A 19,777-nucleotide genomic window follows, 5' to 3' on the forward strand; every position below is an offset into this window, starting at 1 on the left:
AGCCCAAGAAGAGAGAATCTGAATGGTCTTGAAAGCCTGCCTGATGAGATGGTTTTTTCGATCTGACTTGGTTCTAAACCGGCTAAGAATCAAATCAGAGTCTGCTCTGGAGGCGTTATGAACGGGTCAAAGAACCGTTCATTTAACAGTCACTAGTAATTATTGTTGAGCTGTTGCAGCAAGGCGTCATTTGCTTGATTAATCAAAGTCATCAAAAAGCCGCTACCTTCCTTGTCAGGATGAACTCTCTGAGAAAGCAGTTTCACTTTTTTCTTGAGTTCTTCCTTGGTAGGTATATTACTGAATCCTAATACATCCAATGGATTAAAATGACTGGCTTGTGGAAAGTTACCGAATTGGCTGCTGAATTTTAGATTATTATTTTCATTCAAAACTTTTTGATGCTCGATTCTCAAAGCTGTAAGCTCTGCTTGCAGGCGGCCAATCTCCGAGTTTATATTTTGTTTCGCTATTTCTACTGCTCCGTTAGCATTGAAAGCGGAAACATACATCAGAAAGATATAACCTTGCTCGTGATAGTGACCCTTTTCCCATTCTGTGTTCTGGTTAGCGAATACAGCCAAGAATTCATCATCTTTCTTAAAAATAGCAAAGTGATAGTACTGCACTCCAACCTCCTAGTGATCTGCCCTTTGATTTTTACTCCATCCCTGAGCTTTATGCTTGGCTTCGGTAACGGATTAACCTTTCCTACTCAACGTTTTTGCGGGTAGTTCGTGTCATGTACCACTATGTCACTTGGTCATCGTTCTAGGCAAGACACCATTGTGGTTGGTGGCGTAGCAGCTAGCTGAGAACGTTATGAACACGTTCAGAATGTAGTACGAGGCTCGTTCTTACGATTGGCCTCGGCCTGCTGGTACGTCGCGAGGCTCGATTTGCGTGTGCTCTTGATAAATATCGCGGGTCCGCCAAAGCGCATAGCGATCTCGAACAGCTCTGACGTGCGGGTGAGATCGCCCAGCGTCCGATTCCGTAATCGGCTGATGTGAACGAACAATTATAGAGGATGAACTCCTCTAACCGGCTGAGATGCTACCACCCGACATAGTCTGCTATTTTTCTCTGCTGCTGTACTAAGCAATCTGACAAGGGACGTGCGCTGAGCAGCTCGTTCCAGATCCGATTCTTGGATTGTGGTGGCTCGCCCTCAGCAGCTTCTCTTGATAGACATCCACGAATGATTTAGAAGTCTTCCTCTCGCCAAAGCCATAACCCATAAGCCGCTTTCAAGCAGTCGCAGCCCAAGAGGAGTGAAGTCGCTGCCGCTGGCCATAAGTGCGAGGGCATCGAGATTCTTGCTGTATTGCAAATCCATTGCGTCAAAGGCCAGTACAGAGTCAATGCCGTGCTTGCCTTACGTCAAAGCGAACTGCTGCATAGGTCGAATAGCTGATGGGGCCAATGCTCAACAGGCTATCTTTTGTCCGGCCTAACCCACGTGCTTGCAGATATCAAAATGCCAGCCTATGCTATCTGGTTTAGGTGGGCGACTATCCTCGCACGTCCGTTTGCGACACCATGGATTCTAAAGCATAGGGATTGAAGATGGCGGATGGCTACGATGAGGGCCAGATGGCCTCAGACTGCGTGCTCGATAACGAGATCGTCAACGTTATTGTTCATACCGTGAGTAAAAGCGACGGCGGCTTCGTCGTCGATGATCGAAAAGAAGTGTTGGAGGTCGGCGAGACCGTCCAGCGTCTGATTGATCAGCTGGCGAAAGTCTATGCGGCCAAAACTGGTAAGTCGCACGGCCGTTTTGAAGAGGACACTGATAATTACCCGGTGTCTAAATTTTTAGAAAGCTACTTTCAAGCCAGTACCAGCGACTTCGTAACTACGACCCTACACATGGTGCAGAGCTTAAGAAAGTCGGTGCAAGGTACAGCGTCTACTGGTGGCCACGTATTTTTCGCCCATTTCAGACGCACCTCTGACAAAACTGACTTTTTCATCGTTACTATTTTGAACGATGAGCTAGGTGCTGCACTCAACAAGTCCAAGGAAGTGGTGGACGCTCTGCACCTTGATATCAAAGGCTTCCGTTTGGCTGGGCGAGTGAATCTGACCAACTGGGCTGAGGGCGGCGACAAGTACCTGAGCTTCATTAAAGGGCGCGGACAAGATAAAGTCTCAGACTTCTTCAAGCTGTTTTTGGGGTGCAATAACTCTGTGGCCGCTGTATTGGAGACCCAAAAAATTGGAAAAGCCCTAGAGCAATTTTCCCAGTCCAAAGAGATGAGCGAAGAGCAGCGCGAAGAGTTCCTTAGGAACGCCTACTCTATATGCAAGCGCTACGCAGACAAGGACGTACCATTCGAAGTTAATGCGTTTACAAATGAGCTGTGGCCGGAGTCGCCTGAGGACTTGAGCGGCTTGTTTGAAAGCTCTGGGCTGGACATTTCGGATGGATTCATTCCGGATAAGCGCTCGCTGCGCAGCCTTATTAAATTCACTGGTGGTTCTAAGAACTGGCGCATAACTTTTGACCGTGCAGCCCTCAGTAATGGGGAGATCGAGTTCGACCTGGAGTCTGAGGCACTTGTTATAAAGCAACTGCCGACAGAATTGCTTGCACGCTTAAGAATGGAAGTTAGTCAAGATGGTAAAGAGGATTAAGTTTTCTGATCTGGTTCCTATCTACAGGGCGGTTGAGAGTACCGCAGGTGGCAAACACAGCATCAGAGTGACAAATGAATTGTTGCGGGACTCCCTCGTGCAGGCGGTGGATGAGCAAAACGCCGACGAATCAGGTATCACTGTTCTTCAGGGAGACTATAACCACATTAGCGTGGGTGATGCCTTCGTATTGGATGTTTCACAGCCTCGCGTTGGCCTGGGCATCCTAGCCCCCAATTTCGCAACCTATGTGACGGCCACGACTGGCGCGCGCGTGAAAGAAAGGGACAACTATTACTTACTCGCAGAGCGTTTTTGCTCAACTGATCAGCCTGCGCTCGTGGTCGTCAATCGGTACCGCCAGGTACTACGCTTGGTCAGGCTGCTAGTCGATTCAGCACATTACCTAGACACGCAAAAGGAAGAACTTATTTTCTATAAGGACGGGCGCTTTCTCGTACCGGTCATTTACGGTGAGGAAGAAGTAAATTTCCTGAATATCTCAGCATTCGAGCGGCTAGAGAATTTTGTACTGGATCACTATCATCATGAGCAGAAAGTACAAATGCTGGGTGATAATCTGATCGAGATGTTGGCGTTGACTCCGGAAAAGGAACGCTTCTCTTATTTGGTCAAAAATTTAAGCGAGCTACATCAGCGCATGCAGGCAAGTTATAATATATTTGCCTCTGATTACACCTACGATAAAGCGATTGCCGAAGTTCATACGTTCAAAGTCGACGCTATTACTAAGGCACACAAAGCCATTTCCGACATTCAGGCTCAAGTACTCGGCATACCAATAGCGACATTTATTGCCCTTAGTCAGTTAAAAGTAACTTATTACTTGAATGCGCAGTTTGCAGCCAACACCGCAATTTTTGCTGGAGTGATAATTTTTTGCATTTTGCTTGTGGGGTTTCTCGTCAACCAACATGCGACATTACGTACGATAAAATCCGAGGTAAACCGGCAGCGAAAAATTTTCGAAAAACGTTTTGAAGGTAACCAAGCCGCATACTCAGAAGAACTAAATTCGATTGATAATAGAATATGGTGGCAGTTCTTCGCTATAGGAACTATTTTTGTACTGGATGCTGCGATGTTGTGTTGGTGCGCTATCTATTATGTGGTTCATACTCGTCCAATTTTTAACTGGCTGTTCTGACGTAAACATATTAACTCTCTCCACTGCTTTGGCGTGTAATACGTAGGATTTTTCTATCCACTAATCAAGGACTAGAACAGCGTAACTCTTCAACTGCTGTAAACTACTCAGGACAGATCTGACCAGGCCGGGACCTCCCTTCTAGGGATCGGCAGAGATATGTATCTTCCCGCCATTTGAGCCATCGCCTCATGGGAATGAAGTTCAGATAGGTAACTATCGACGATGAGGTTATCGGCAATGATCACCTACCAGCCGCTTTCGCAGGTCATCAGAGGAAAAGCAGCGCCCAAAGAAATGTGAAACCCCGAACTTCTCCAGGGCAGAGACTTTGTTGCGTACAAAGGGCTGCGCAGCCTTCAGTCACGCCGATGTGGCTGAAGAGATCGGCATCAAAAAGGCAAGTATTCATCAACACTTCCCCACCAAAGAAGGTTTGGCGATTTCCATCGTCGAGAGCTATTTATTCCGATTCAAGGGTCAGCTCGAATCCATAAATGTCGAAAATACCGACGCTTCTCTCGTAACCGGCAGTGCAATAATAGCCGCTGCCGACACGAAGCTATTAATTTTCAATCCCAAAAACGCAGGCTGTGGTTATTCAATCCTCCACCGTACGTGCTTAGCTTCGCGTTGAACTGAGCTGGAATGTCATAGCCACTCCCGCCCTGCTTGAAAAAATCTTTCACCGAATGTAGAGCCAATCGGCGAAGGTGATCCCACTCACTGTAAAGTTCCATCTCCCTCTTCCTAGCCTCAGATGCTAGGCTCTGCTTCCTTTTAGGTGGATAAGAAAGGTCGGAGGATGTAGTCGAGTATTGGTGAATGAATTTAACGCCGCCATAGATCCAAGGATCGCTGATCTCTACACGCCAGCGGTAGCTGATCGACATTGACAGATTACTGCTAGAGCCGAAAGGCTGCATGACATAATCGTCTATAAAAAAGAACAAGCCTTCTTTCTCTTCCCTTTCGACTCTTTGTTGCATCTGTTGTACAGATGAAATCAATGCACCTCCTGCACGACGCACATCCATTTCCGTGTTTGCCCGTTTCTTTACTGACTTGGCTTTTGCATGTCCTGACAGCGCTCGTTCGAAAGCTCTCAGCTGCGTGGCTACGTAATCCCCACAAGCTTCCAGGTGTAACTCTCTCAGAGCGCTTGGATCTTCGTTATACAAGCTTTGATCGACCAGTTTATACAAGCTGTCGATACCCACAGCTTTTATGCACTCCTGCTGTTCAGGAGGGAGATTGATCTCACTCATTTTCATCCTTGTTCAGCCATCCACGACCTGGCTGGTAGTTTTTTGGATCAAAGGCTTGCTATTAATTGTCCGAACTGAGCCTTACAAATGGCAGGCTTGGTGCATTCAGTACTAGCACTTGACCAGTCGCTTCACCGATTTTATCAAATCAGTACGCGTTCGCTGGAAGGCGGTTGCGAATCAAGCGATAGCCTTCTACACAGAACCAATCCGAGTCTCTCAGCCCTTCATGCAACGCTGTTCTCCACGAATTTGAGTCTCGCGCCTGGCATGACTGAAACTGGATCTCTAAATGCTGGCGAACCCCATCGGGCCCTGCTGCGGCGCCTAATAATTCCAGCCCATAAGACATATCGGCCAGTTCACTAGCAGCTTGGGCGACATATAGCTCAGCTAAGCCCATCACGGCGAAATGATTTATTACTCGCGCTGTGAGCACCTCATCCCAAGCTCTCGCGGCGCGAATATCAAATGACACTGTAGGAGGAGTAGAGGGTTGGATATCAGCAATTAGCCAGCGCTCATTGCCGAGGTCATCGAAGTATGGGTGTAGAGTCTGATCCTCCGCCTTTGTAGGAACGCTGGCCAGCTTACGTTTGTTGCAGTCCGAGCAGGCGGGAATAAGGTTGGCAGGCGTGAGATTGAGCGCAGGAAAACGAGACTGGGGGAGATAGTGGTCAACCGTCGCGACAATTCGTTGCCCGCATAGCGGGCAGAGGCCGAATTCAGGAGCCATCCTGATACGGTCATAGAAAGTCCGTGACAGCGTGCCCTGACGCGCAAAATGACTTTTATAGATAACGCCCATGAGTGCAGCATCAATCGCTGGGGTCACACCGAGGCTTGGGAGTATCCGGTATAGCTGGCCGGGAGGGCCAAGCTCCAGATACTCGGCTTCGCATCTCTGTATCGTCGGTAGAGCTTCAGTGAGAGCTTGGGCACGTTGAGGGATGGTAATACCCTCAACACAGGCGTGAACCGTATCAGTCGCATGCATAGCGGGTGGTCGAAGTCTTTTCATCAGTTGCCCCTACCCGCGACCAAACTCCGTGCCAGCGCTTGCGCTTCTACCCCTAGCTGACCTCCAAAGTGATGGTCAACGCCCGCATAGGTAATACCGGGTCGTCGAGCAGCAGCAGCTACCAGCTTATGGAAGCCAGATTGACTTACTTCCAGGCCGAATACCTCCCGAGTCAGTACCCCTGCGCTCTCCCCAAACGTTTCAATAGAAGGCCGCTCAACCGTAGATTGGGTGCGCGTCCTGCGGAGCATCCAAACGCAGCTTCGGGGGACCTCCTGTAACACCACAGGTGAGTGAGTCGAAAGCAGAGCAACGCCATTTCGTGCTACCAACAGATCGGCGACTGTACGTATGAATGCAGCGAGCAAAGGCGGATGCAGATGCCCCTCAGGCTCGTCTAAAACGACCAGAGTTCGCTCATCCACCAACTCGACGAGGCGCGTCGCAGTGAGCAGCACTATTGCATGGCCAGAGCTTAACAAACCGAAAAAGCGGGTTGCTCGCTCTTTCCATTCAAAACCGCCTTCGATCAGCTGCTCCACGCCTGTTTCGCCAAAAAGCGGGTCCGTAGACAGCGTTGCCACAGCGGTGAGCCAGCGTGAGCGACGAGGTTCGGCTTGGCAGCGCTCAAGGCTTGCAACGAAATCCTGAGCCAGATCAGCAGCGCTCTTGAGCACATCGACAACATTTCCTTGGTCGTCTGTTCTCTGAGACCGCAGCCCTACAAAAGTCGCTGGCGTTCGCTGGAATGCAATAGATGGCAGTTCGAACGAGTCGAAAGCGCTAAAGGATACAGAGACCAAGCCTGAGAAGGTCCACTCGTCTTGATTCACACCGAGCCGCTGCAAAATCCCCCTAGGTGCACCTTGGCTATCCCGTTCCAATAGTGTGTTGATGATGCCCTGAATACATCGTGTTTTGCCAACGCCGTTGCGCCCCACCAGAACATGCAGGTTCGTTGGAGGCACAGCATCTGGGATGACCTGGAATTGCATTACGGCGGGTGCCAGCGGCGGTAGCCCGTTCGCCTCCGCAGGTGCTGACGGGAAAGTGTACTGAAACTCGAACCGAGTCAACTCGGGGTTTCCATGCGCGAGTCGATTCAAACGGTTTCGAACGTTGGGTTCATGGATGGATCGCAAGATCGACTCAGACATAACCAGCTCAGCCAGATGTCGCTCAAGGATCTCAAGGTTGAAGGCACAGTCGCACAGTGCTCTTAGAATCGTGATGCCCAGGCCATTGGGTAAAGATCGAAGTGTCGAGTAGTAGTCTTCATCTTGGCCAAGGGAAAAGAACTGGCGCTCATCCAGCTCAACAAAGGCGTTGGGAATCCCTGGGGTCCGGTTGCCGGGAGGAATATCTGCACCGGCAGGAGCGGGAAGCAAGCCTGCTTGGCCTATTTTAACGGAACCCACCCTGTGGCGAATGGAGCGAACATCAAACACGAACAGCGTGAACATCGTCCGAAACTTAAACCAGTCATCCCAATGATCGACGACCAAGTAAGCGCAGTTCGTCCCATGCTGAGGTAGCTGCTGCCCTGCGCCCAATACAGTAAACATCCGTTTTTACCTCACACAGTCCACAGGTCTTACGCCGATCCAGCGCTAGGGCAAATGCCTTAAGCAGCACAACAAAACCACCCGCTAGCCGACCTCCGCACAGCGGCTCAGTAGACTGAGGAAACCGGAGCGTTAAACGTGCTAGGAGTTGGGTTGCTTTGGCCGCATCAAGGCTGTTGGCGCTTCAAAAAAGGCTTTTTGCCACCACTTCCATATTAAGCAGCATTCGACCACATTTAACAACTCTGGGAAGCCCCTTTGCAAAAGGTTCTGACCTGCATTCGGAGTGGCGCCTGAGCCGTCCGACTAACTCGGTTTGTCGCTCCAAAGCCGCGTCTAAAATGCAGAAACTTAGCACTAGTGCCGATCAACAGATTTGGTGGCGATAGCGTATCTCTGACGACTGGCTGCTTTCGGCCAAGGGTGTTAAAAACGCGCAGATGCACTGCCGGCGCGCAGTGCCTGTGGCCGCTGATGCAGAATTGAGCTAGGTGTCGGAATTTCACTGCCCCGAGCTTCCACTTCTTAAAGCGTTAGCCGTTTTGACTTTGGGCTGAATGCTCATGAGCAACGCTAACTGGGCAGCAGGGTCAGTTCTGCATCAGCGATAACATCCAGACTTAATAATGGTCGGCACTACCCTCTTGCATCTCTTCCTGGTTCGTCCTCATCGACACGGACTCGCCAGTAGCGATCAGGCCTGACCCACACAACAGTAGCATCTGTGAGCTTTCGAAATGAGGTCAGCACATGCCTTCCCAGAACCTGATTCCCGTCAGCATTTTCTACCAAAAGGCCTTCCTGATTATTTTTAACCAAAAAGTCTACGACGTCGTCTTGGTAGACACATGACTCATTTCGAATCTTTTCCAGCATCCAAAGCGCAACGGAATCTGGAGTCATCGCCGCTACTCCTCTTTAGGTTTAATTAACTCCAAGGTTTCAGCGCGAAAGCGGCCACTGTCCAGCTTCTTGCCAGCAAACCATTGACAGTTGATCCACTTGCCATCTACGTAAGAGACGACCATGTCAGGGCCACCGACGGTTAATCGCACCTGCGCACCTGTTACCGCGTCCTCTATTTGCATGAGCTGCTTCTCCATCGTGCCTGGGTTTACTTCCCAAGGTAGCGAAATGATGGCAAAAAAGCTACTTCCGACCGGGTGGGCAGGCAAACGGGCCTCGCTTTTGGCTGACGGCTGCCGATTGCGGGGCCGCCACAGGCTGGTGACCGACAGTCGCCCATCGAAATTGCAGGGCAAGGAACGTGCCGTTCACAGCGAAGTGTTATTATCTTCTGTCAGTAGCAAACCCGATAACAAACGGCCATGATTGGGCCGAGCTGGCCCGAAAGCCCATGAGGGATGGGGCGAAGCGGTGAAGCAAATGGTCAGACTCGTAAAATCAAGGAAGCTATGCACCTTTCTCCCCACTTAGCATACATCCAAGCTTTTGTCTCGATGGCAGCCCCCCTTTCGATTTGCGAAGCGGCTAGGACAAAAGATTGTTATGGCAAAAATCATAGAATTTTGCCCCCTGCGCATATACATCACAGCATTATCGGAGTGTCAGGTGCTTAACCCTCTTTCATGCGAGCTTGCGACAGGCAGAGAACAGAAAGCTCAGAGTTCACAAGCGCACTCATCCGACTTAATGAAATCCAGCTCCGAATGTATTAATAATACTGCCATCGATTCATTCCAGGCCAAATCTGTTGAGTTTTCGCCCACTCAGACAAGTACTGTTTATCTTCCGCAAACACGGTATTACGGAAGTAAACGCAGGCTCGCTCAGTGGATGTTTAGTGAATTCACTAAATATAATTTCAATACCGCACTAGATGTGTTCGGTGGCACATCCACAGTTTCCCTAGCCTTAAAACATCTGAGAAAAAAAGTAACTTACAATGACTTATTAGAGTCAAATAGGATTATTGCAACAGCACTGATGTCAAACGAGCCTTGTGCAACTACACACCTAGACTTAAACAATTTTTTTGAGACGGTACAACCCCTACATGGTTTTATATCAAAAAACTATGAAGGAATATATTATACAAACTCCGAAAACATGTGGCTTGATGGTGCAGTCGAAGCATTAGGAAAAATCGAAAATCTTCTTCAGAAGGCAGAAATTCTATATTGCTTGATGCAAGCTTGCCTGCAAAAAAGACCTTTCAATCTCTTCCATAGAAAAAATCTTTACTTAAGAGAAAACAACGAAAAGAACACAAAGTTCGGGAACTGGGCGACGTGGGAAAGACCTTTTTCGGTATTGATGAGTCGTGCGCTGAGCGAAATACATAAAACCAGATGGGCTTCGGAGCTAACACCTACCATTCTCCCATGCACTGACGCAATCGATATACCGTCAGGGTACGATTTTGTTTATTTAGATCCACCTTATGTGCCAATAAAAAAACAAGATATTTCATACATGGACAGATATCATTTTCTTGAGGGAATATGCATGCCTGAAAAATGGAGCGAAATGATTGATCTTTCAAAACGAAATCATCCGATTCCTAGCCCGGAAAGCATGCTCAAATGGACCGACAAGAAGCATTTTAAAGAAAATCTTTTTATGCTAGTTGAGAAACATAAAAAGTCGATTGTTTGCCTTTCTTACGTTCATGGTGCTTTTCCCGAAATTGAAACTATATTTAAATTTTTCCAGACTCAGTTCAAAGGTGTGACCTTACTTGAGCATGACATGCCACACGCATTGAGCAGAACACCTAAAAAAGAAGTTATCGTTATAGGTACGCCATAATGGACATGTTGAAATTAAACTTTGTCGTGCAAGCACCTCGCATATATCTTGGGTTTCTCATCGCGCTGACGTTGACCTTAATGGTAATTCTGATGTATGCCGATCCAGCTGCGGACAGTCGATGGGTTGGCGTTTTAAGCGGGTTGGTGTCTGGTATTGGCATCGCTGCGCTCCAGTTTTTCACACAATATCTTGAGCAAAAGAGACTTGCTGAATATAAAAAGCACGGTCTTGTTGAGTTTCTCACAAATCGAAAAGACCCTGAGTATTATCGACAGCTGATCAAGACAACGAAGGTAAGCGACAAGATCATTGTCGTAGGCGTTACCTGCAATAGGTTGCTAGATGACTTTGCAAACCCAGATGTATACGAATCCCAAGACCTTTTAGAAGCGCTGGCCAGAGGAGTTGAAGTTACATTACTCGTCCCAAAATCCAAGTATTTAGATGATGACGATCGCGCAGACTTTACACATAAAACTCTTCCGAAATCTTCAAAAATCTCACAACAATATCCTGAACTATTTAAAATAAAATACTATGATTTCGAGCCCTCCCATAGCATATTCTTAGCAGGCTCCAACTGCGTGGTCGGACCTATATTTAAAAACAAGAAAAGCAAAGATACTCCGGCAATCAACTTTAACAAGGACGGCTTATATACTAGACTATATCTCGAACATATCAATGAGACCTTAGCCAAAGCGACCACTGACCATGTTTAAAAAAATAAAAATATCTGCACCTGCTCGAATACACGTAAATTTATTCGACATGAGCAACAACGGCTATAGGCAAAACGGCGGGATAGGTTTTTGTCTCAATGGGTTGGACACAGTGATTGAGTTCTATCCCGACCACGAGTTTCAAATCATTGACAATCGTTCGATCCCTTATACCAATGAAGAAGAGAAGCTCCTTACCGCGTTCTTGCAACAGATGTATGCTTCGCGTCAATTTCGACAAAAAATGAAGATAACCTTTCAAGCGGGTCCTCCTCCCCATAGCGGATTTGGCACGGGGACTGCGACGAAATTAGCTTGTGCTGAAGCTGCAAGCATCCTTAACGATACCAGACCTGATCAAGCAGAGTTAATAGCTGCATCGGGTCGAGGTGGCACCTCAGGCGTAGGTATTAGTACCTATTTCAAAGGAGGTTTGAATGTTGATCTTGGGGTGAAACAAGCAGGGTTAGCATTGGGCCCGTCTTCGGCGAGACAAGGACCAAAAAAGCCACCTGTCAGTCTAATCAATATCCATCTCCCGGAAAGTTGGTTTATCGGCGTCATAATTCTTCTAAACGAAAAGCGTATATCCTCAGATGAGGAAAAATATTTTTTTAATAAAACATGCCCTATAGATTCTGTTTCAGTTCACGGATCAATGTACCAAGCGTTATCAGGCCTTGCCTGCGCGGCTATCGAAAATGACATCTTTACTTTTTGCTCTGCGATCAATGCGACCCAAACCTCTCAATGGAAGATGGCGGAATGGATGACACAATCAAGTGACATCAGAAGCTTGAGAAATGATCTACACAAGGCAGGCGCTTCATGCATCGGCCTGTCGAGCTTGGGGCCTGCAATCTACTTCATGGCGCCAAATATCGATGATTTAGTAGGAAAACTAAACATCATGGATGATCATATCTTCGTTAAATCTTCACCAAACAACTCAGGCCGAGTAGTAGAAATTGATTAAAATCGTCTTCCTCTCATCCAACTTAACGAAGATAGCACACTTTGAATATCTGCTACGTGAGCAGCCAATTCTGCTACTGCCGCCGCCTAACTATGGAAAACCTTACGATGAGCCTCGGATTGAAGATAGAGACACTCTTCTTAAAAAAAGCATCCAAAGTGCAAATTTAAGGTTAGCTAAAACGTTAAGTGGTAATGACGAGGGACGTCAACCAGCCTTCTTTACAGACACAGAGAGTGAAGCTGAAAACGCCAATGAAAATACCTCTTTACTGGCACGCTTTGTCTCTAGGCATCAGCATAAGATTTTTTTTATCGAAGACACTTCCATTGCGATTGAAGCACTGAGTACGGAGCGAGAGTTCCCTGGAGTAGACGTAAAATACTGGATGCGAGAAACTTCCTTCTCAGATCTCGACAATCGACTAAAAGAGCTTGGAAATAACAGAAAGGTAATAGTGCGCTCTGATATAGTTTTGTATCTTCCGCCCAACCTTCGTAGCGCACCCGACGAAACTTATAAGATTTTTGTTGGAAAGTCTGAAGGTACTATAGTAGATATTGAAGTACCGTTTGAGACCAATAAATTATATCCTTGGCTGGACAACAAGACGTTCAATAAATGGTTTGTACCCAAAGGTGCGAAAAAACCTATAAGCCAGCTATCTTTGAACTCCAGCCTAAAGTACGACTTTAGAAATCTGGCACTACAACAACTTATTGAGTTCCTGAAAGAAAAAGATCTCCTCGAAGCTAAACATCTGTATGAAAAACCACTACAGGGTGAACTTTTTCCAAGACGCAATTATATAATTTGCGGGGCAACTTGTGCTGGCAAAACTGTCCTCGCTACTGCCCTAGCTAGGCTGCATGCTTACCGACATATCGAAGCTAGCGACTTTATGCGGTGCGCGCTTTATACTCGGCATGGCTATTCAAGTACAATGAAAATCCAAGATTTTGCTAAAGATGCCTTAAAAAAAGATCCTGGTATTGTCGCCCGGCAGATCTCTCAGTATGTTAAAAACTCATCCACCACGGGGCTAGTAATAACCGGCTTCCGCTCTCCTCAAGAAATTCAGATTTTACGGGAAGAACTGTCAGGAATTGATCTAGAGGTATTATATATTGATAGTAGCTTGAATATAAGATTTCAAAGAAATAAAACAAGAAACAGATCTGATGCCCTTATTAGCATTTCAGATTTTGAAAGAAAAAATGAAACACAGAACTCTATGGGGCTGGATGGCATTCGCCAGCTCGCGAAAATTATATCTAATGAGCAATCATTATTCAGATACATAAAAGACACCGTTAGCACCCTAACCAACAATGCACAGCTAATTCCTTTTAATTGCGATATTTCAAAGATGGTAGATTTCCTACCTCTTGAGCAAGCACTCCTAGTCTCTATGTTGATTGACAACAGAAAAAGATCACCAGCACTTACTACTACCCAAATTGCGAATAATGCACGTGCAAACATTCCTAACCTTCGCAAAAAAGGCAAGAAAACACTAGCCGTAGATAAAAACAATGTGAGCAGATTCTTTAATCAACGTTTCAGCCCTCATTTCGAAGCAAAATTTGAAAACGGAAAATATTATTACAGCCTATCGCACACAGGAATAAGTGCAGCTCTATCTCTCATCAGGAGGCTGGCTAATGAGACACCTTAAAGGAGCGTAGTCATGAAATTTTATGGCTACGACATGTTTTACTTTTTCAACCGATACCTTTTCGACTTCCCGAACTGCGCTGTTACTTTATCGTAAACTTCAGCAAATTTTTTGGCAATTATTAAGCGCTCCTCTTCACTTAAAGATGCATATGATAACCTCAATACTTCTAAGTCACGCTGACTTTCGTTTTGATTATGTGCTTTAAGCGCAACAACATCTACAAAAGCCGCGCGCCGCTTTTGTGTTTCTTCGTCATCCAACGGCACGTCAGTCATTTCAATTACCTAATCAAAGTATTATCGGCTTAAAGGGTCGGCGTCTACGTTATAAGTAGATAGTAATTCATATATGGCTCCGCACAACCTGGAGTCTCGCATAAGCTCAATTTCATTGTAGCTAACTGCGACCGCAACTTTAAGCTGTGGAAGATTCAATTTATATGGATTGAAAGGCCATACCTGAATTTTGATTACTGACCCATCTCTCAAAGCGTAGGACTCAACCTTTTCAAACATTGACTCATTTTTCTTCCACTCACCAAGTTCAATCGCTAGAGTTTTTTGCGGCCCATCTGCAAGCATGGTGTGCTTGCTGAGGAAGGTATCACCGACTGCACACAGACCATGCTTCCCTCGCTCACGCACATGGTATTCAGCTAGTCGCGGTGAAGATATTAGTGACCGAAAATGGAGCAAAGGCGTCCGACCGTCGTTGAGCACATAGTCGTTAGTAAGGTGAACTTTTAATTTTGGCAAAAGATCAGGATCATCCGCCATAATGATTTTTGGCTTATAGTCCGAACCCAAGTCTACTAATGAGATCATTGACTATCGTCCAAATAAATTCTGGAGTCTCTCAAATTGCTCATCACTTAGCATGTCGTGCGGCGCTAGGTCATGCAGTGATAGAAGCGGTGTCTTTACCCACGCCTTGGCGTCCTCGTAACATCCGTCGAATAATTTCACGGCAAAATCCATCACCCTTTCGTATCGCCTCAGGCACTCATCATCTAATTTCTCACCAACGTTGAAATTCGTTCGATAAACTTCTCTCGCATTTCCCCTTTCCCAAATACCGTCAGGAGGAACTGAGAACACGTACGTAGATACAGTTTCGAGAGCATAACGGTGCGGCTCACCGCCCTCGGGTCGATACTCATTGATTGCAACCAGCGGATGCATTTCCCAGTCCCTAGTTTGCTCATTTTTGCGGTGGACTGGCGTCACAAGGAAGACTTTCCCGAGCACAGAATCTTTCAAGGGACTGCGGACAAGCATCAGAAACTCCTGGATGTCACTGATCATGATCATCCGATCCGCCAATGCTTCGCCATCGGCGATAGATGTCTGTGTAACGTAAAACCAGCTGTCCAACCCTCGAAATGTAACGAATCGCCAAGGCGTCGCCTCGCTCGTGAAATCCGAACACGTTCGGATCTGAGCATCTGGCATCGTTTCAAACATTCTATTCTCCTCCTGTCGGCAGGAACGCCTCTCCGCTAATGCACCAGCTTCCGTGCCGCGAACACGCACCGTGACTGATTAGGGAATTAATAAAATCTGAAGGTTGGTAATTTTTTCACCGAACCGGAACTTTAGTTCCTGTTAATCTATTCCAATGCGAGATCAAATGCCAGCTTTTCTGGCACTCAACCGATGGATCTTACGCAAAGCTTCGGATTGGTATTCAAGCGACTACGTCTGGCGAGAGGCCTGTCTCAAGAATTTTTTTCGCCGGTAGTGACGGACCGGTATCTACGAAAATTAGAGAAGGGTGGAGCATCACCCACGCTCGATACCCTTGCGCGCCTAGCCGAGCTATTGGAAATTCACCCCTCTACCCTGATCGCGCTCTGTGAAGCAGACAGAATTAGCGATACGGATCTGGAATCATTTCTTGCGAGCATTAGTGAAGAAATTCGGATAGCTCGCGGTCTGAACGCCCCGCCATAAACCTCAGTACGCCCCAACGCGCCTAGCTGATCTAGGCGAGCGGACTAGGACGCTGACCGTGGTACGTAGGCATCTCTAGACGAAAGCATCCGTACGAAGCTGTAAGGCGTGCAGAAAACTACAGGGATGTGAGTCAGCCAGACATTATTGGAAACGGACGTTTCGCGATGGCAATCTGGCCTGGCAGGGGCGGCAGAAAAGGTTCCGTGGGGTAAAAAATTACAGGCCTGTAACCTAAAGTCGATCACTCGCCGGAAGGGTATTGCTCTCTGCTGGAGTCGAACCAGCATCTAACCCTTAGGAGGGGCTTGTTCTATCCATTGAACTAAGAGAGCACATGCGCAGACATTTTCCGGTTTTCAGGCGCAGCTATCAAGCATTTTTCAAATTTATCATTGGCTTACACTCCTCATCAGACTCAGTCTCCTGCCTTGAGCTGTCTGAAGCGGTCTTCCTCTGCGGATGGTGAAGCAAAAATGGTGTCCCTTGCTGGATTCGAACCAGCATCTAACCCTTAGAAGGGGTCTGTTCTATCCCTTGAACTAAAAGGACATGGCATCACTAGGGCTTCGCTTTATCGGTGGTTAGGTCCACTGCAAAGTAGAAGCAGTGCAGGGTTGCGCACCCAATACGTACCACAGATAAGAACCTGCAACCTTCCCCTTAGGAGGGGGATGCTCTATCCAATTGAGCTACTGAGACACTGCGTGCCGACACACCGATCGGTGCCAGCGAGGACGGCGTGCATCTTAGCGGCATGTGGCGCTTTTGTCATGTCGTCATTGCCCTTCGACCCTGTAGCCGATGTCGCCTGGAAACACGGTCTCATAAACTGATCATGCAATTTGCAATACCCCAAAAAGCCATCATTGCAAAACGCACTGTAGAGCACTTTTTTTAATTTAATAAGCCATTGATTTTAAAGGATTTTTTATCATTTTCTGATTGGCATGCAGACTGCATTATTGATATCTGTGGAACACATCTCATCCCAAACGGTCGGGCACAGGTACTGGAAAATGAACAAGACTCTCTCAGTGTTGAATGCGGCAGCTCTGGTGGCTCTGGTGGCATTTCATTTCCAGGATTCTGGTATCAAGGACGCTCAGGCCGCTATGCCTGCTCCAGTCCACCACCAGATCAGTCAGGCGCCAAAACTGGCAATCATGACTGAACGCGTTGCAAGCGCAGCAATGCTGGCCAATGACGATGATGAGTCACTTCAGTTTCCACGCGCCGAACAGCGCTGGGTTTTCTGATAACGCCCGCAACGACCCTTTCAAGAGAGAGTAGCCATGTCAAAATCCGCGTTGTCGTTTCTGGTCCTGGCGATCATGGCTTTCGTCGTCGACCTTTTGCTTCCTGTTAATGCACAAGCTATGAGTATCGCTGCAAACATCGCCGCCGGTGTGTTCGCCAGTCTGTTTGTCGTTGCGTTGTTCGTCGGTCGTCGCTTCAAATTCGACCCAGTGCTGCGCTGACAGCGAAGCTACTTGCAGCAATTTGCCCGGTCGTCTGACCGTTCGTATCCAGAATCTCCCCTCCTCCAAAAGAACCTTCCTGCATCGCAGCCAACCCTTTGTCGGCTAACCTCGCTCACGCTGAATTTCGACGCATACTTGGAGTCAAATGGCCATGACAGGAAAAAGCTCGGTGGCGTGCCCTTTTATCCCGGGACAAATGCGATGACTTTGCAAATTCGCTCGCATTTCTGATAATTGGTGCTGGCAATACGCCTCTACCTGAGTCAATATTTGTCACAGAATTGACGCCAAGGATTCGACGGAATGCGGCATTATGTCGGCCCCTTGGAACCCCGGTTGAACATTTGGCCAAAATGACTGTCTGACTGTGACAATCTTGCGGCCACTTGCTAGAACCGCTTCCCCTGAACTAACCGGTTAAATATATGAGCCCTATGAAACAGGCTACTTATTCCAGCCGCACGGCTGACAAGTTCGTCGTTCGCCTACCAGACGGCATGCGTAATCGCGTGCAAGAGGTAGCCAAGAATCATCACCGCAGCATGAACTCGGAAATCATCGCTCGTCTCGAACAAAGCCTGATTCAGGAAGGCGCTCTTGGTGATGAACCAAGCCTGCGTCTCGATAGTCCTGAGCTGTCCTTGCACGAACGCGAGCTGCTGCAGCGCTTTCGTCAGCTTTCACATCGTCAACAGAACGCTCTTGTTTCGCTGATTGCTCATGACACGGAACTCGCTTCCGAAGAGTCCTGAGATTTCACTTAACAGACAAAGGCCAGCGAAAGCTGGCCTTTTTCGTTATAGCCTTCTTGTAGTCTTTTTCTTTATTAGTCGTCGGCTTATCGCGTTACACAACGAGATGAAGACCTGGCCGAAGCATAAAAAAACCGCCTGATCACGGCGGTTTTTTTATTTCAAAAGACTGTAAGAGTCGCGAGGCTTAGAGCAGAAAGATCGTCGCCAGTCCAAGGAAGATGAAGAAGCCGCCGCTGTCGGTCATCGCCGTAATCATGACGCTTGCCCCCATCGCGGGATCTCGTCCCAGGCGAGCAAGCGCCATGGGAATGGAAACGCCCATCAGCGCTGCCAGCAACAGGTTGAGCGTCATGGCTGCGGTCATGACCACACCTAATGACCAACTGCCATACAGCATGTAGGCGACCACGCCGATCACCCCCCCCCAGAGCAGCCCGTTGATCAGGCCGACAGCCAGCTCCTTGCGCAGCAAGCGCGCCGTATTACCGGTATTGACCTGATCCAGCGCCATCGCGCGCACGATCATGGTGATGGTCTGATTACCGGAGTTGCCACCGATACCGGCCACGATAGGCATCAGCGCAGCGAGCGCCACCAGCTTCTCGATGGAGCCTTCGAACAGACCGATCACGCGCGAGGCCAGGAACGCAGTTACCAGGTTGACTGCCAGCCAGGCCCAACGGTTGCGCAGCGAACGCCATACCGACGCGAAGATGTCTTCTTCTTCACGCAGCCCCGCCATGTTGAGGACTTCGCTTTCGCTTTCCTCACGGATCAGGTCGACCATTTCATCGATGGTCAGACGGCCGATCAGCTTGCCGTTCTTGTCCACGACCGGCGTGGAAATAAGGTCGTAACGCTCGAACGCCTGTGCCGCATCGTAGGCATCGTCTTCCGGGTGAAAGCTGACCGGGTCGTTGGCCATGACTTCGCCAACCTGCTTCTCCGGATCATTGACCAGCAGACGCTTGATCGGCAGCACGCCCTTGAGCACGCCCTCGGAATCGACTACGAACAGTTTGTCGGTGTGACCGGGCAGCTCTTTGAGCCTGCGCAGGTAGCGCAGTACGACTTCAAGGCTGACATCCTCACGGATCGTCACCATCTCGAAGTCCATCAGCGCACCGACCTGATCCTCGTCATAGGACAGGGCCGACCGCACGCGCTCACGCTGCTGTGAATCCAGTGTTTCCATGAGTTCGTGGACGACGTCGCGGGGCAACTCGGGAGCAAGGTCGGCCAGTTCGTCGGCGTCCATGTCCCGTGCCGCCGCGAGCAACTCATGATCGTCCATGTCGGCGATCAGGGTTTCACGAACGGAATCGGATACTTCGAGAAGAATATCGCCGTCGCGATCGGCCTTGACCAGCTGCCAGACGGTCAGACGGTCTTCCAGGGGCAAGGCTTCAAGGATATAAGCGACGTCGGCAGAGTGAAGGTCTTCGAGCTTGCGTTGCAACTCGACGAGGTTCTGCCGGTGAACCAGGTTTTCTACACGGTCCTGATGCTGACCTTCCTGACGATGGGTCAGGTCCTCAACAATACGCTGGCGCTGCAGCAGATCGACGACCTGAGCCAGGCGATCCTGCAAGCTTTCCTGCGTTTTTTTTACTTCTCTTTCGGTCATAGGCGAACTCCACTCCCAGCAGCGGAGCACGCCGGGAGATCAATCAGTTAATTCATGATTGTTGAAAAACATTATTGAGTAACGACTGGGTATGTCCATGGAGGTGTTCCACAAGCCCCGGCGGAGCTGACGGGCGCAAT

At 48.3% G+C, this 19,777-nt stretch carries 22 protein-coding genes and 2 tRNA genes; 11 read left to right on the plus strand and 13 right to left on the minus strand.

Annotation, left to right across the window (positions count from 1 at the left end):
• Nucleotides 1–152 precede the first annotated feature (152 nt).
• Complete coding sequence (locus V476_RS02855; RefSeq protein ID WP_024959988.1) at nucleotides 153–629, minus strand: hypothetical protein; 477 nt, start codon at nucleotides 627–629, stop codon at nucleotides 153–155.
• A 542-nt stretch (nucleotides 630–1,171) separates the two neighbouring features.
• Entirely contained in the window at nucleotides 1,172–1,366 is a 195-nt protein-coding gene (locus tag V476_RS29240) for an NYN domain-containing protein (RefSeq protein ID WP_373365909.1), read from the minus strand.
• A 203-nt stretch (nucleotides 1,367–1,569) separates the two neighbouring features.
• Here V476_RS29240 and V476_RS02860 point away from each other — a divergent pair, with 203 nt between their 5' ends.
• The 3 genes from V476_RS02860 (at nucleotide 1,570) to V476_RS29245 (ending at nucleotide 4,448) form a co-directional block, all read left to right on the plus strand.
• Nucleotides 1,570–2,643: a nucleoid-associated protein gene (locus V476_RS02860; protein WP_024959987.1), complete on the plus strand. Its 1,074-nt coding sequence runs from the start codon at nucleotides 1,570–1,572 to the stop codon at nucleotides 2,641–2,643.
• A complete protein-coding gene (locus V476_RS02865) occupies nucleotides 2,627–3,811 on the plus strand; it encodes a hypothetical protein (protein WP_024959986.1) in 1,185 nt (394 codons plus the stop codon). Before V476_RS02860 ends, V476_RS02865 begins: the two co-directional genes overlap by 17 nt.
• Before the next feature lie 331 nt (nucleotides 3,812–4,142).
• Nucleotides 4,143–4,448 (plus strand): TetR/AcrR family transcriptional regulator, encoded by a 306-nt coding sequence (locus V476_RS29245; protein WP_211254774.1) that lies wholly within the window; start codon nucleotides 4,143–4,145, stop codon nucleotides 4,446–4,448.
• On the opposite strand, the gene V476_RS27915 is transcribed toward V476_RS29245, so the two are convergent.
• The 5 genes from V476_RS27915 to V476_RS28790 all read right to left on the minus strand — a co-directional run bounded on the left by V476_RS27915 (nucleotide 4,384) and on the right by V476_RS28790 (nucleotide 8,927).
• A complete protein-coding gene (locus tag V476_RS27915; RefSeq protein WP_024959985.1) occupies nucleotides 4,384–5,079 on the minus strand; it encodes a hypothetical protein in 696 nt (231 codons plus the stop codon). The two genes, V476_RS29245 and V476_RS27915, sit on opposite strands and share 65 nt — an antisense overlap.
• Nucleotides 5,080–5,227: 148 nt before the next feature.
• Entirely contained in the window at nucleotides 5,228–6,100 is an 873-nt protein-coding gene (locus tag V476_RS02875; RefSeq protein WP_024959984.1) for an HNH endonuclease, read from the minus strand.
• On the minus strand, nucleotides 6,100–7,665 hold the full coding sequence (locus V476_RS02880; RefSeq protein ID WP_024959983.1) for an AAA family ATPase: 1,566 nt from the start codon (nucleotides 7,663–7,665) through the stop codon (nucleotides 6,100–6,102). Before V476_RS02880 ends, V476_RS02875 begins: the two co-directional genes overlap by 1 nt.
• Nucleotides 7,666–8,301: 636 nt before the next feature.
• Nucleotides 8,302–8,568 (minus strand): DUF6953 family protein, encoded by a 267-nt coding sequence (locus V476_RS26525; RefSeq protein ID WP_080278498.1) that lies wholly within the window; start codon nucleotides 8,566–8,568, stop codon nucleotides 8,302–8,304.
• Between the two features lie 5 nt (nucleotides 8,569–8,573).
• The gene (locus V476_RS28790; RefSeq protein ID WP_241001533.1) at nucleotides 8,574–8,927 is read right to left on the minus strand and encodes a DUF2158 domain-containing protein; all 354 of its coding nucleotides are present in this window, start codon (nucleotides 8,925–8,927) and stop codon (nucleotides 8,574–8,576) included.
• 247 nt (nucleotides 8,928–9,174) lie between these two features.
• On the opposite strand from V476_RS28790, the gene V476_RS26530 reads away from it, so the two are divergent.
• The 4 genes from V476_RS26530 to V476_RS02905 are packed head-to-tail and all read left to right on the plus strand — an operon-like array spanning nucleotide 9,175 to nucleotide 13,816.
• Nucleotides 9,175–10,437 carry a DNA adenine methylase gene (locus tag V476_RS26530; protein ID WP_024959981.1) on the plus strand — a complete coding sequence of 421 codons (1,263 nt, stop codon included), beginning with the start codon at nucleotides 9,175–9,177 and terminating at the stop codon, nucleotides 10,435–10,437.
• Nucleotides 10,437–11,162, plus strand: coding sequence for a hypothetical protein (locus tag V476_RS02895; protein ID WP_024959980.1), 726 nt, complete (start codon nucleotides 10,437–10,439; stop codon nucleotides 11,160–11,162). The genes V476_RS26530 and V476_RS02895 overlap by 1 nt, the downstream gene beginning before the upstream one ends.
• Nucleotides 11,155–12,138 carry a beta-ribofuranosylaminobenzene 5'-phosphate synthase family protein gene (locus V476_RS02900; RefSeq protein ID WP_024959979.1) on the plus strand — a complete coding sequence of 328 codons (984 nt, stop codon included), beginning with the start codon at nucleotides 11,155–11,157 and terminating at the stop codon, nucleotides 12,136–12,138. The genes V476_RS02895 and V476_RS02900 overlap by 8 nt, the downstream gene beginning before the upstream one ends.
• Entirely contained in the window at nucleotides 12,131–13,816 is a 1,686-nt protein-coding gene (locus V476_RS02905) for a non-canonical purine NTP pyrophosphatase (protein ID WP_024959978.1), read from the plus strand. The genes V476_RS02900 and V476_RS02905 overlap by 8 nt, the downstream gene beginning before the upstream one ends.
• A 38-nt stretch (nucleotides 13,817–13,854) precedes the next feature.
• Here V476_RS02905 and V476_RS27920 read toward each other — a convergent pair whose 3' ends face one another.
• From V476_RS27920 to V476_RS02915, 3 genes are read right to left on the minus strand one after another with little or no spacing between them, the layout of a single operon-like run.
• Nucleotides 13,855–14,094: a hypothetical protein gene (locus V476_RS27920; protein WP_146050770.1), complete on the minus strand. Its 240-nt coding sequence runs from the start codon at nucleotides 14,092–14,094 to the stop codon at nucleotides 13,855–13,857.
• A gap of 21 nt (nucleotides 14,095–14,115) precedes the next feature.
• Nucleotides 14,116–14,643, minus strand: a complete 528-nt coding sequence (locus V476_RS02910; RefSeq protein ID WP_050428329.1) for a hypothetical protein — start codon at nucleotides 14,641–14,643, stop codon at nucleotides 14,116–14,118.
• Between the two features lie 3 nt (nucleotides 14,644–14,646).
• Nucleotides 14,647–15,282 carry a hypothetical protein gene (locus tag V476_RS02915; protein WP_024959976.1) on the minus strand — a complete coding sequence of 212 codons (636 nt, stop codon included), beginning with the start codon at nucleotides 15,280–15,282 and terminating at the stop codon, nucleotides 14,647–14,649.
• A gap of 192 nt (nucleotides 15,283–15,474) precedes the next feature.
• Here V476_RS02915 and V476_RS29250 point away from each other — a divergent pair, with 192 nt between their 5' ends.
• Nucleotides 15,475–15,771, plus strand: a complete 297-nt coding sequence (locus tag V476_RS29250; RefSeq protein WP_051128929.1) for a helix-turn-helix domain-containing protein — start codon at nucleotides 15,475–15,477, stop codon at nucleotides 15,769–15,771.
• A gap of 263 nt (nucleotides 15,772–16,034) precedes the next feature.
• Here the strand turns inward: V476_RS29250 and V476_RS02925 are convergent.
• Nucleotides 16,035–16,106, minus strand: a tRNA-Arg gene (locus V476_RS02925).
• Between the two features lie 142 nt (nucleotides 16,107–16,248).
• Nucleotides 16,249–16,323, minus strand: a tRNA-Arg gene (locus V476_RS02930).
• Between the two features lie 467 nt (nucleotides 16,324–16,790).
• Here V476_RS02930 and V476_RS02940 point away from each other — a divergent pair.
• The 3 genes from V476_RS02940 (at nucleotide 16,791) to V476_RS02950 (ending at nucleotide 18,007) form a co-directional block, all read left to right on the plus strand.
• Entirely contained in the window at nucleotides 16,791–17,030 is a 240-nt protein-coding gene (locus tag V476_RS02940) for a hypothetical protein (protein WP_003342562.1), read from the plus strand.
• A 36-nt stretch (nucleotides 17,031–17,066) separates the two neighbouring features.
• Nucleotides 17,067–17,252, plus strand: coding sequence for a PA3371 family protein (locus V476_RS02945; protein WP_003314749.1), 186 nt, complete (start codon nucleotides 17,067–17,069; stop codon nucleotides 17,250–17,252).
• Nucleotides 17,253–17,680: 428 nt separating this feature from the next.
• A complete protein-coding gene (locus V476_RS02950; protein ID WP_002554423.1) occupies nucleotides 17,681–18,007 on the plus strand; it encodes an Arc family DNA-binding protein in 327 nt (108 codons plus the stop codon).
• Nucleotides 18,008–18,194: 187 nt separating this feature from the next.
• Here the strand turns inward: V476_RS02950 and mgtE are convergent, their stop codons facing one another.
• Nucleotides 18,195–19,637 (minus strand): magnesium transporter, encoded by a 1,443-nt coding sequence (gene mgtE, locus V476_RS02955; protein ID WP_003424840.1) that lies wholly within the window; start codon nucleotides 19,635–19,637, stop codon nucleotides 18,195–18,197.
• Between the last annotated feature and the right edge of the window lie 140 nt (nucleotides 19,638–19,777).

Source organism: Pseudomonas syringae KCTC 12500 (assembly GCF_000507185.2).
Classification (GTDB): domain Bacteria; phylum Pseudomonadota; class Gammaproteobacteria; order Pseudomonadales; family Pseudomonadaceae; genus Aquipseudomonas; species Aquipseudomonas syringae.

What these genes read in the sequence shown, in the direction of transcription:
- V476_RS29250 (WP_051128929.1), top strand. Translation starts at nt 15,475, where the DNA reads ATGGATCTTACGCAAAGCTTCGGATTGGTATTCAAGCGACTACGTCTG.
- V476_RS02940 (WP_003342562.1), top strand. Translation starts at nt 16,791, where the DNA reads ATGAACAAGACTCTCTCAGTGTTGAATGCGGCAGCTCTGGTGGCTCTG.
- V476_RS02865 (WP_024959986.1), top strand. Translation starts at nt 2,627, where the DNA reads ATGGTAAAGAGGATTAAGTTTTCTGATCTGGTTCCTATCTACAGGGCG.
- V476_RS02895 (WP_024959980.1), top strand. Translation starts at nt 10,437, where the DNA reads ATGGACATGTTGAAATTAAACTTTGTCGTGCAAGCACCTCGCATATAT.
- V476_RS02900 (WP_024959979.1), top strand. Translation starts at nt 11,155, where the DNA reads ATGTTTAAAAAAATAAAAATATCTGCACCTGCTCGAATACACGTAAAT.
- V476_RS27920 (WP_146050770.1), bottom strand. Translation starts at nt 14,094, where the DNA reads ATGACTGACGTGCCGTTGGATGACGAAGAAACACAAAAGCGGCGCGCG.
- V476_RS02880 (WP_024959983.1), bottom strand. Translation starts at nt 7,665, where the DNA reads ATGTTTACTGTATTGGGCGCAGGGCAGCAGCTACCTCAGCATGGGACG.
- V476_RS26530 (WP_024959981.1), top strand. Translation starts at nt 9,175, where the DNA reads ATGGCAAAAATCATAGAATTTTGCCCCCTGCGCATATACATCACAGCA.
- V476_RS02860 (WP_024959987.1), top strand. Translation starts at nt 1,570, where the DNA reads ATGGCGGATGGCTACGATGAGGGCCAGATGGCCTCAGACTGCGTGCTC.
- V476_RS27915 (WP_024959985.1), bottom strand. Translation starts at nt 5,079, where the DNA reads ATGAGTGAGATCAATCTCCCTCCTGAACAGCAGGAGTGCATAAAAGCT.
- V476_RS02875 (WP_024959984.1), bottom strand. Translation starts at nt 6,100, where the DNA reads ATGAAAAGACTTCGACCACCCGCTATGCATGCGACTGATACGGTTCAC.
- V476_RS02945 (WP_003314749.1), top strand. Translation starts at nt 17,067, where the DNA reads ATGTCAAAATCCGCGTTGTCGTTTCTGGTCCTGGCGATCATGGCTTTC.
- mgtE (WP_003424840.1), bottom strand. Translation starts at nt 19,637, where the DNA reads ATGACCGAAAGAGAAGTAAAAAAAACGCAGGAAAGCTTGCAGGATCGC.
- V476_RS02915 (WP_024959976.1), bottom strand. Translation starts at nt 15,282, where the DNA reads ATGTTTGAAACGATGCCAGATGCTCAGATCCGAACGTGTTCGGATTTC.
- V476_RS02910 (WP_050428329.1), bottom strand. Translation starts at nt 14,643, where the DNA reads ATGATCTCATTAGTAGACTTGGGTTCGGACTATAAGCCAAAAATCATT.
- V476_RS26525 (WP_080278498.1), bottom strand. Translation starts at nt 8,568, where the DNA reads ATGACTCCAGATTCCGTTGCGCTTTGGATGCTGGAAAAGATTCGAAAT.
- V476_RS02950 (WP_002554423.1), top strand. Translation starts at nt 17,681, where the DNA reads ATGAGCCCTATGAAACAGGCTACTTATTCCAGCCGCACGGCTGACAAG.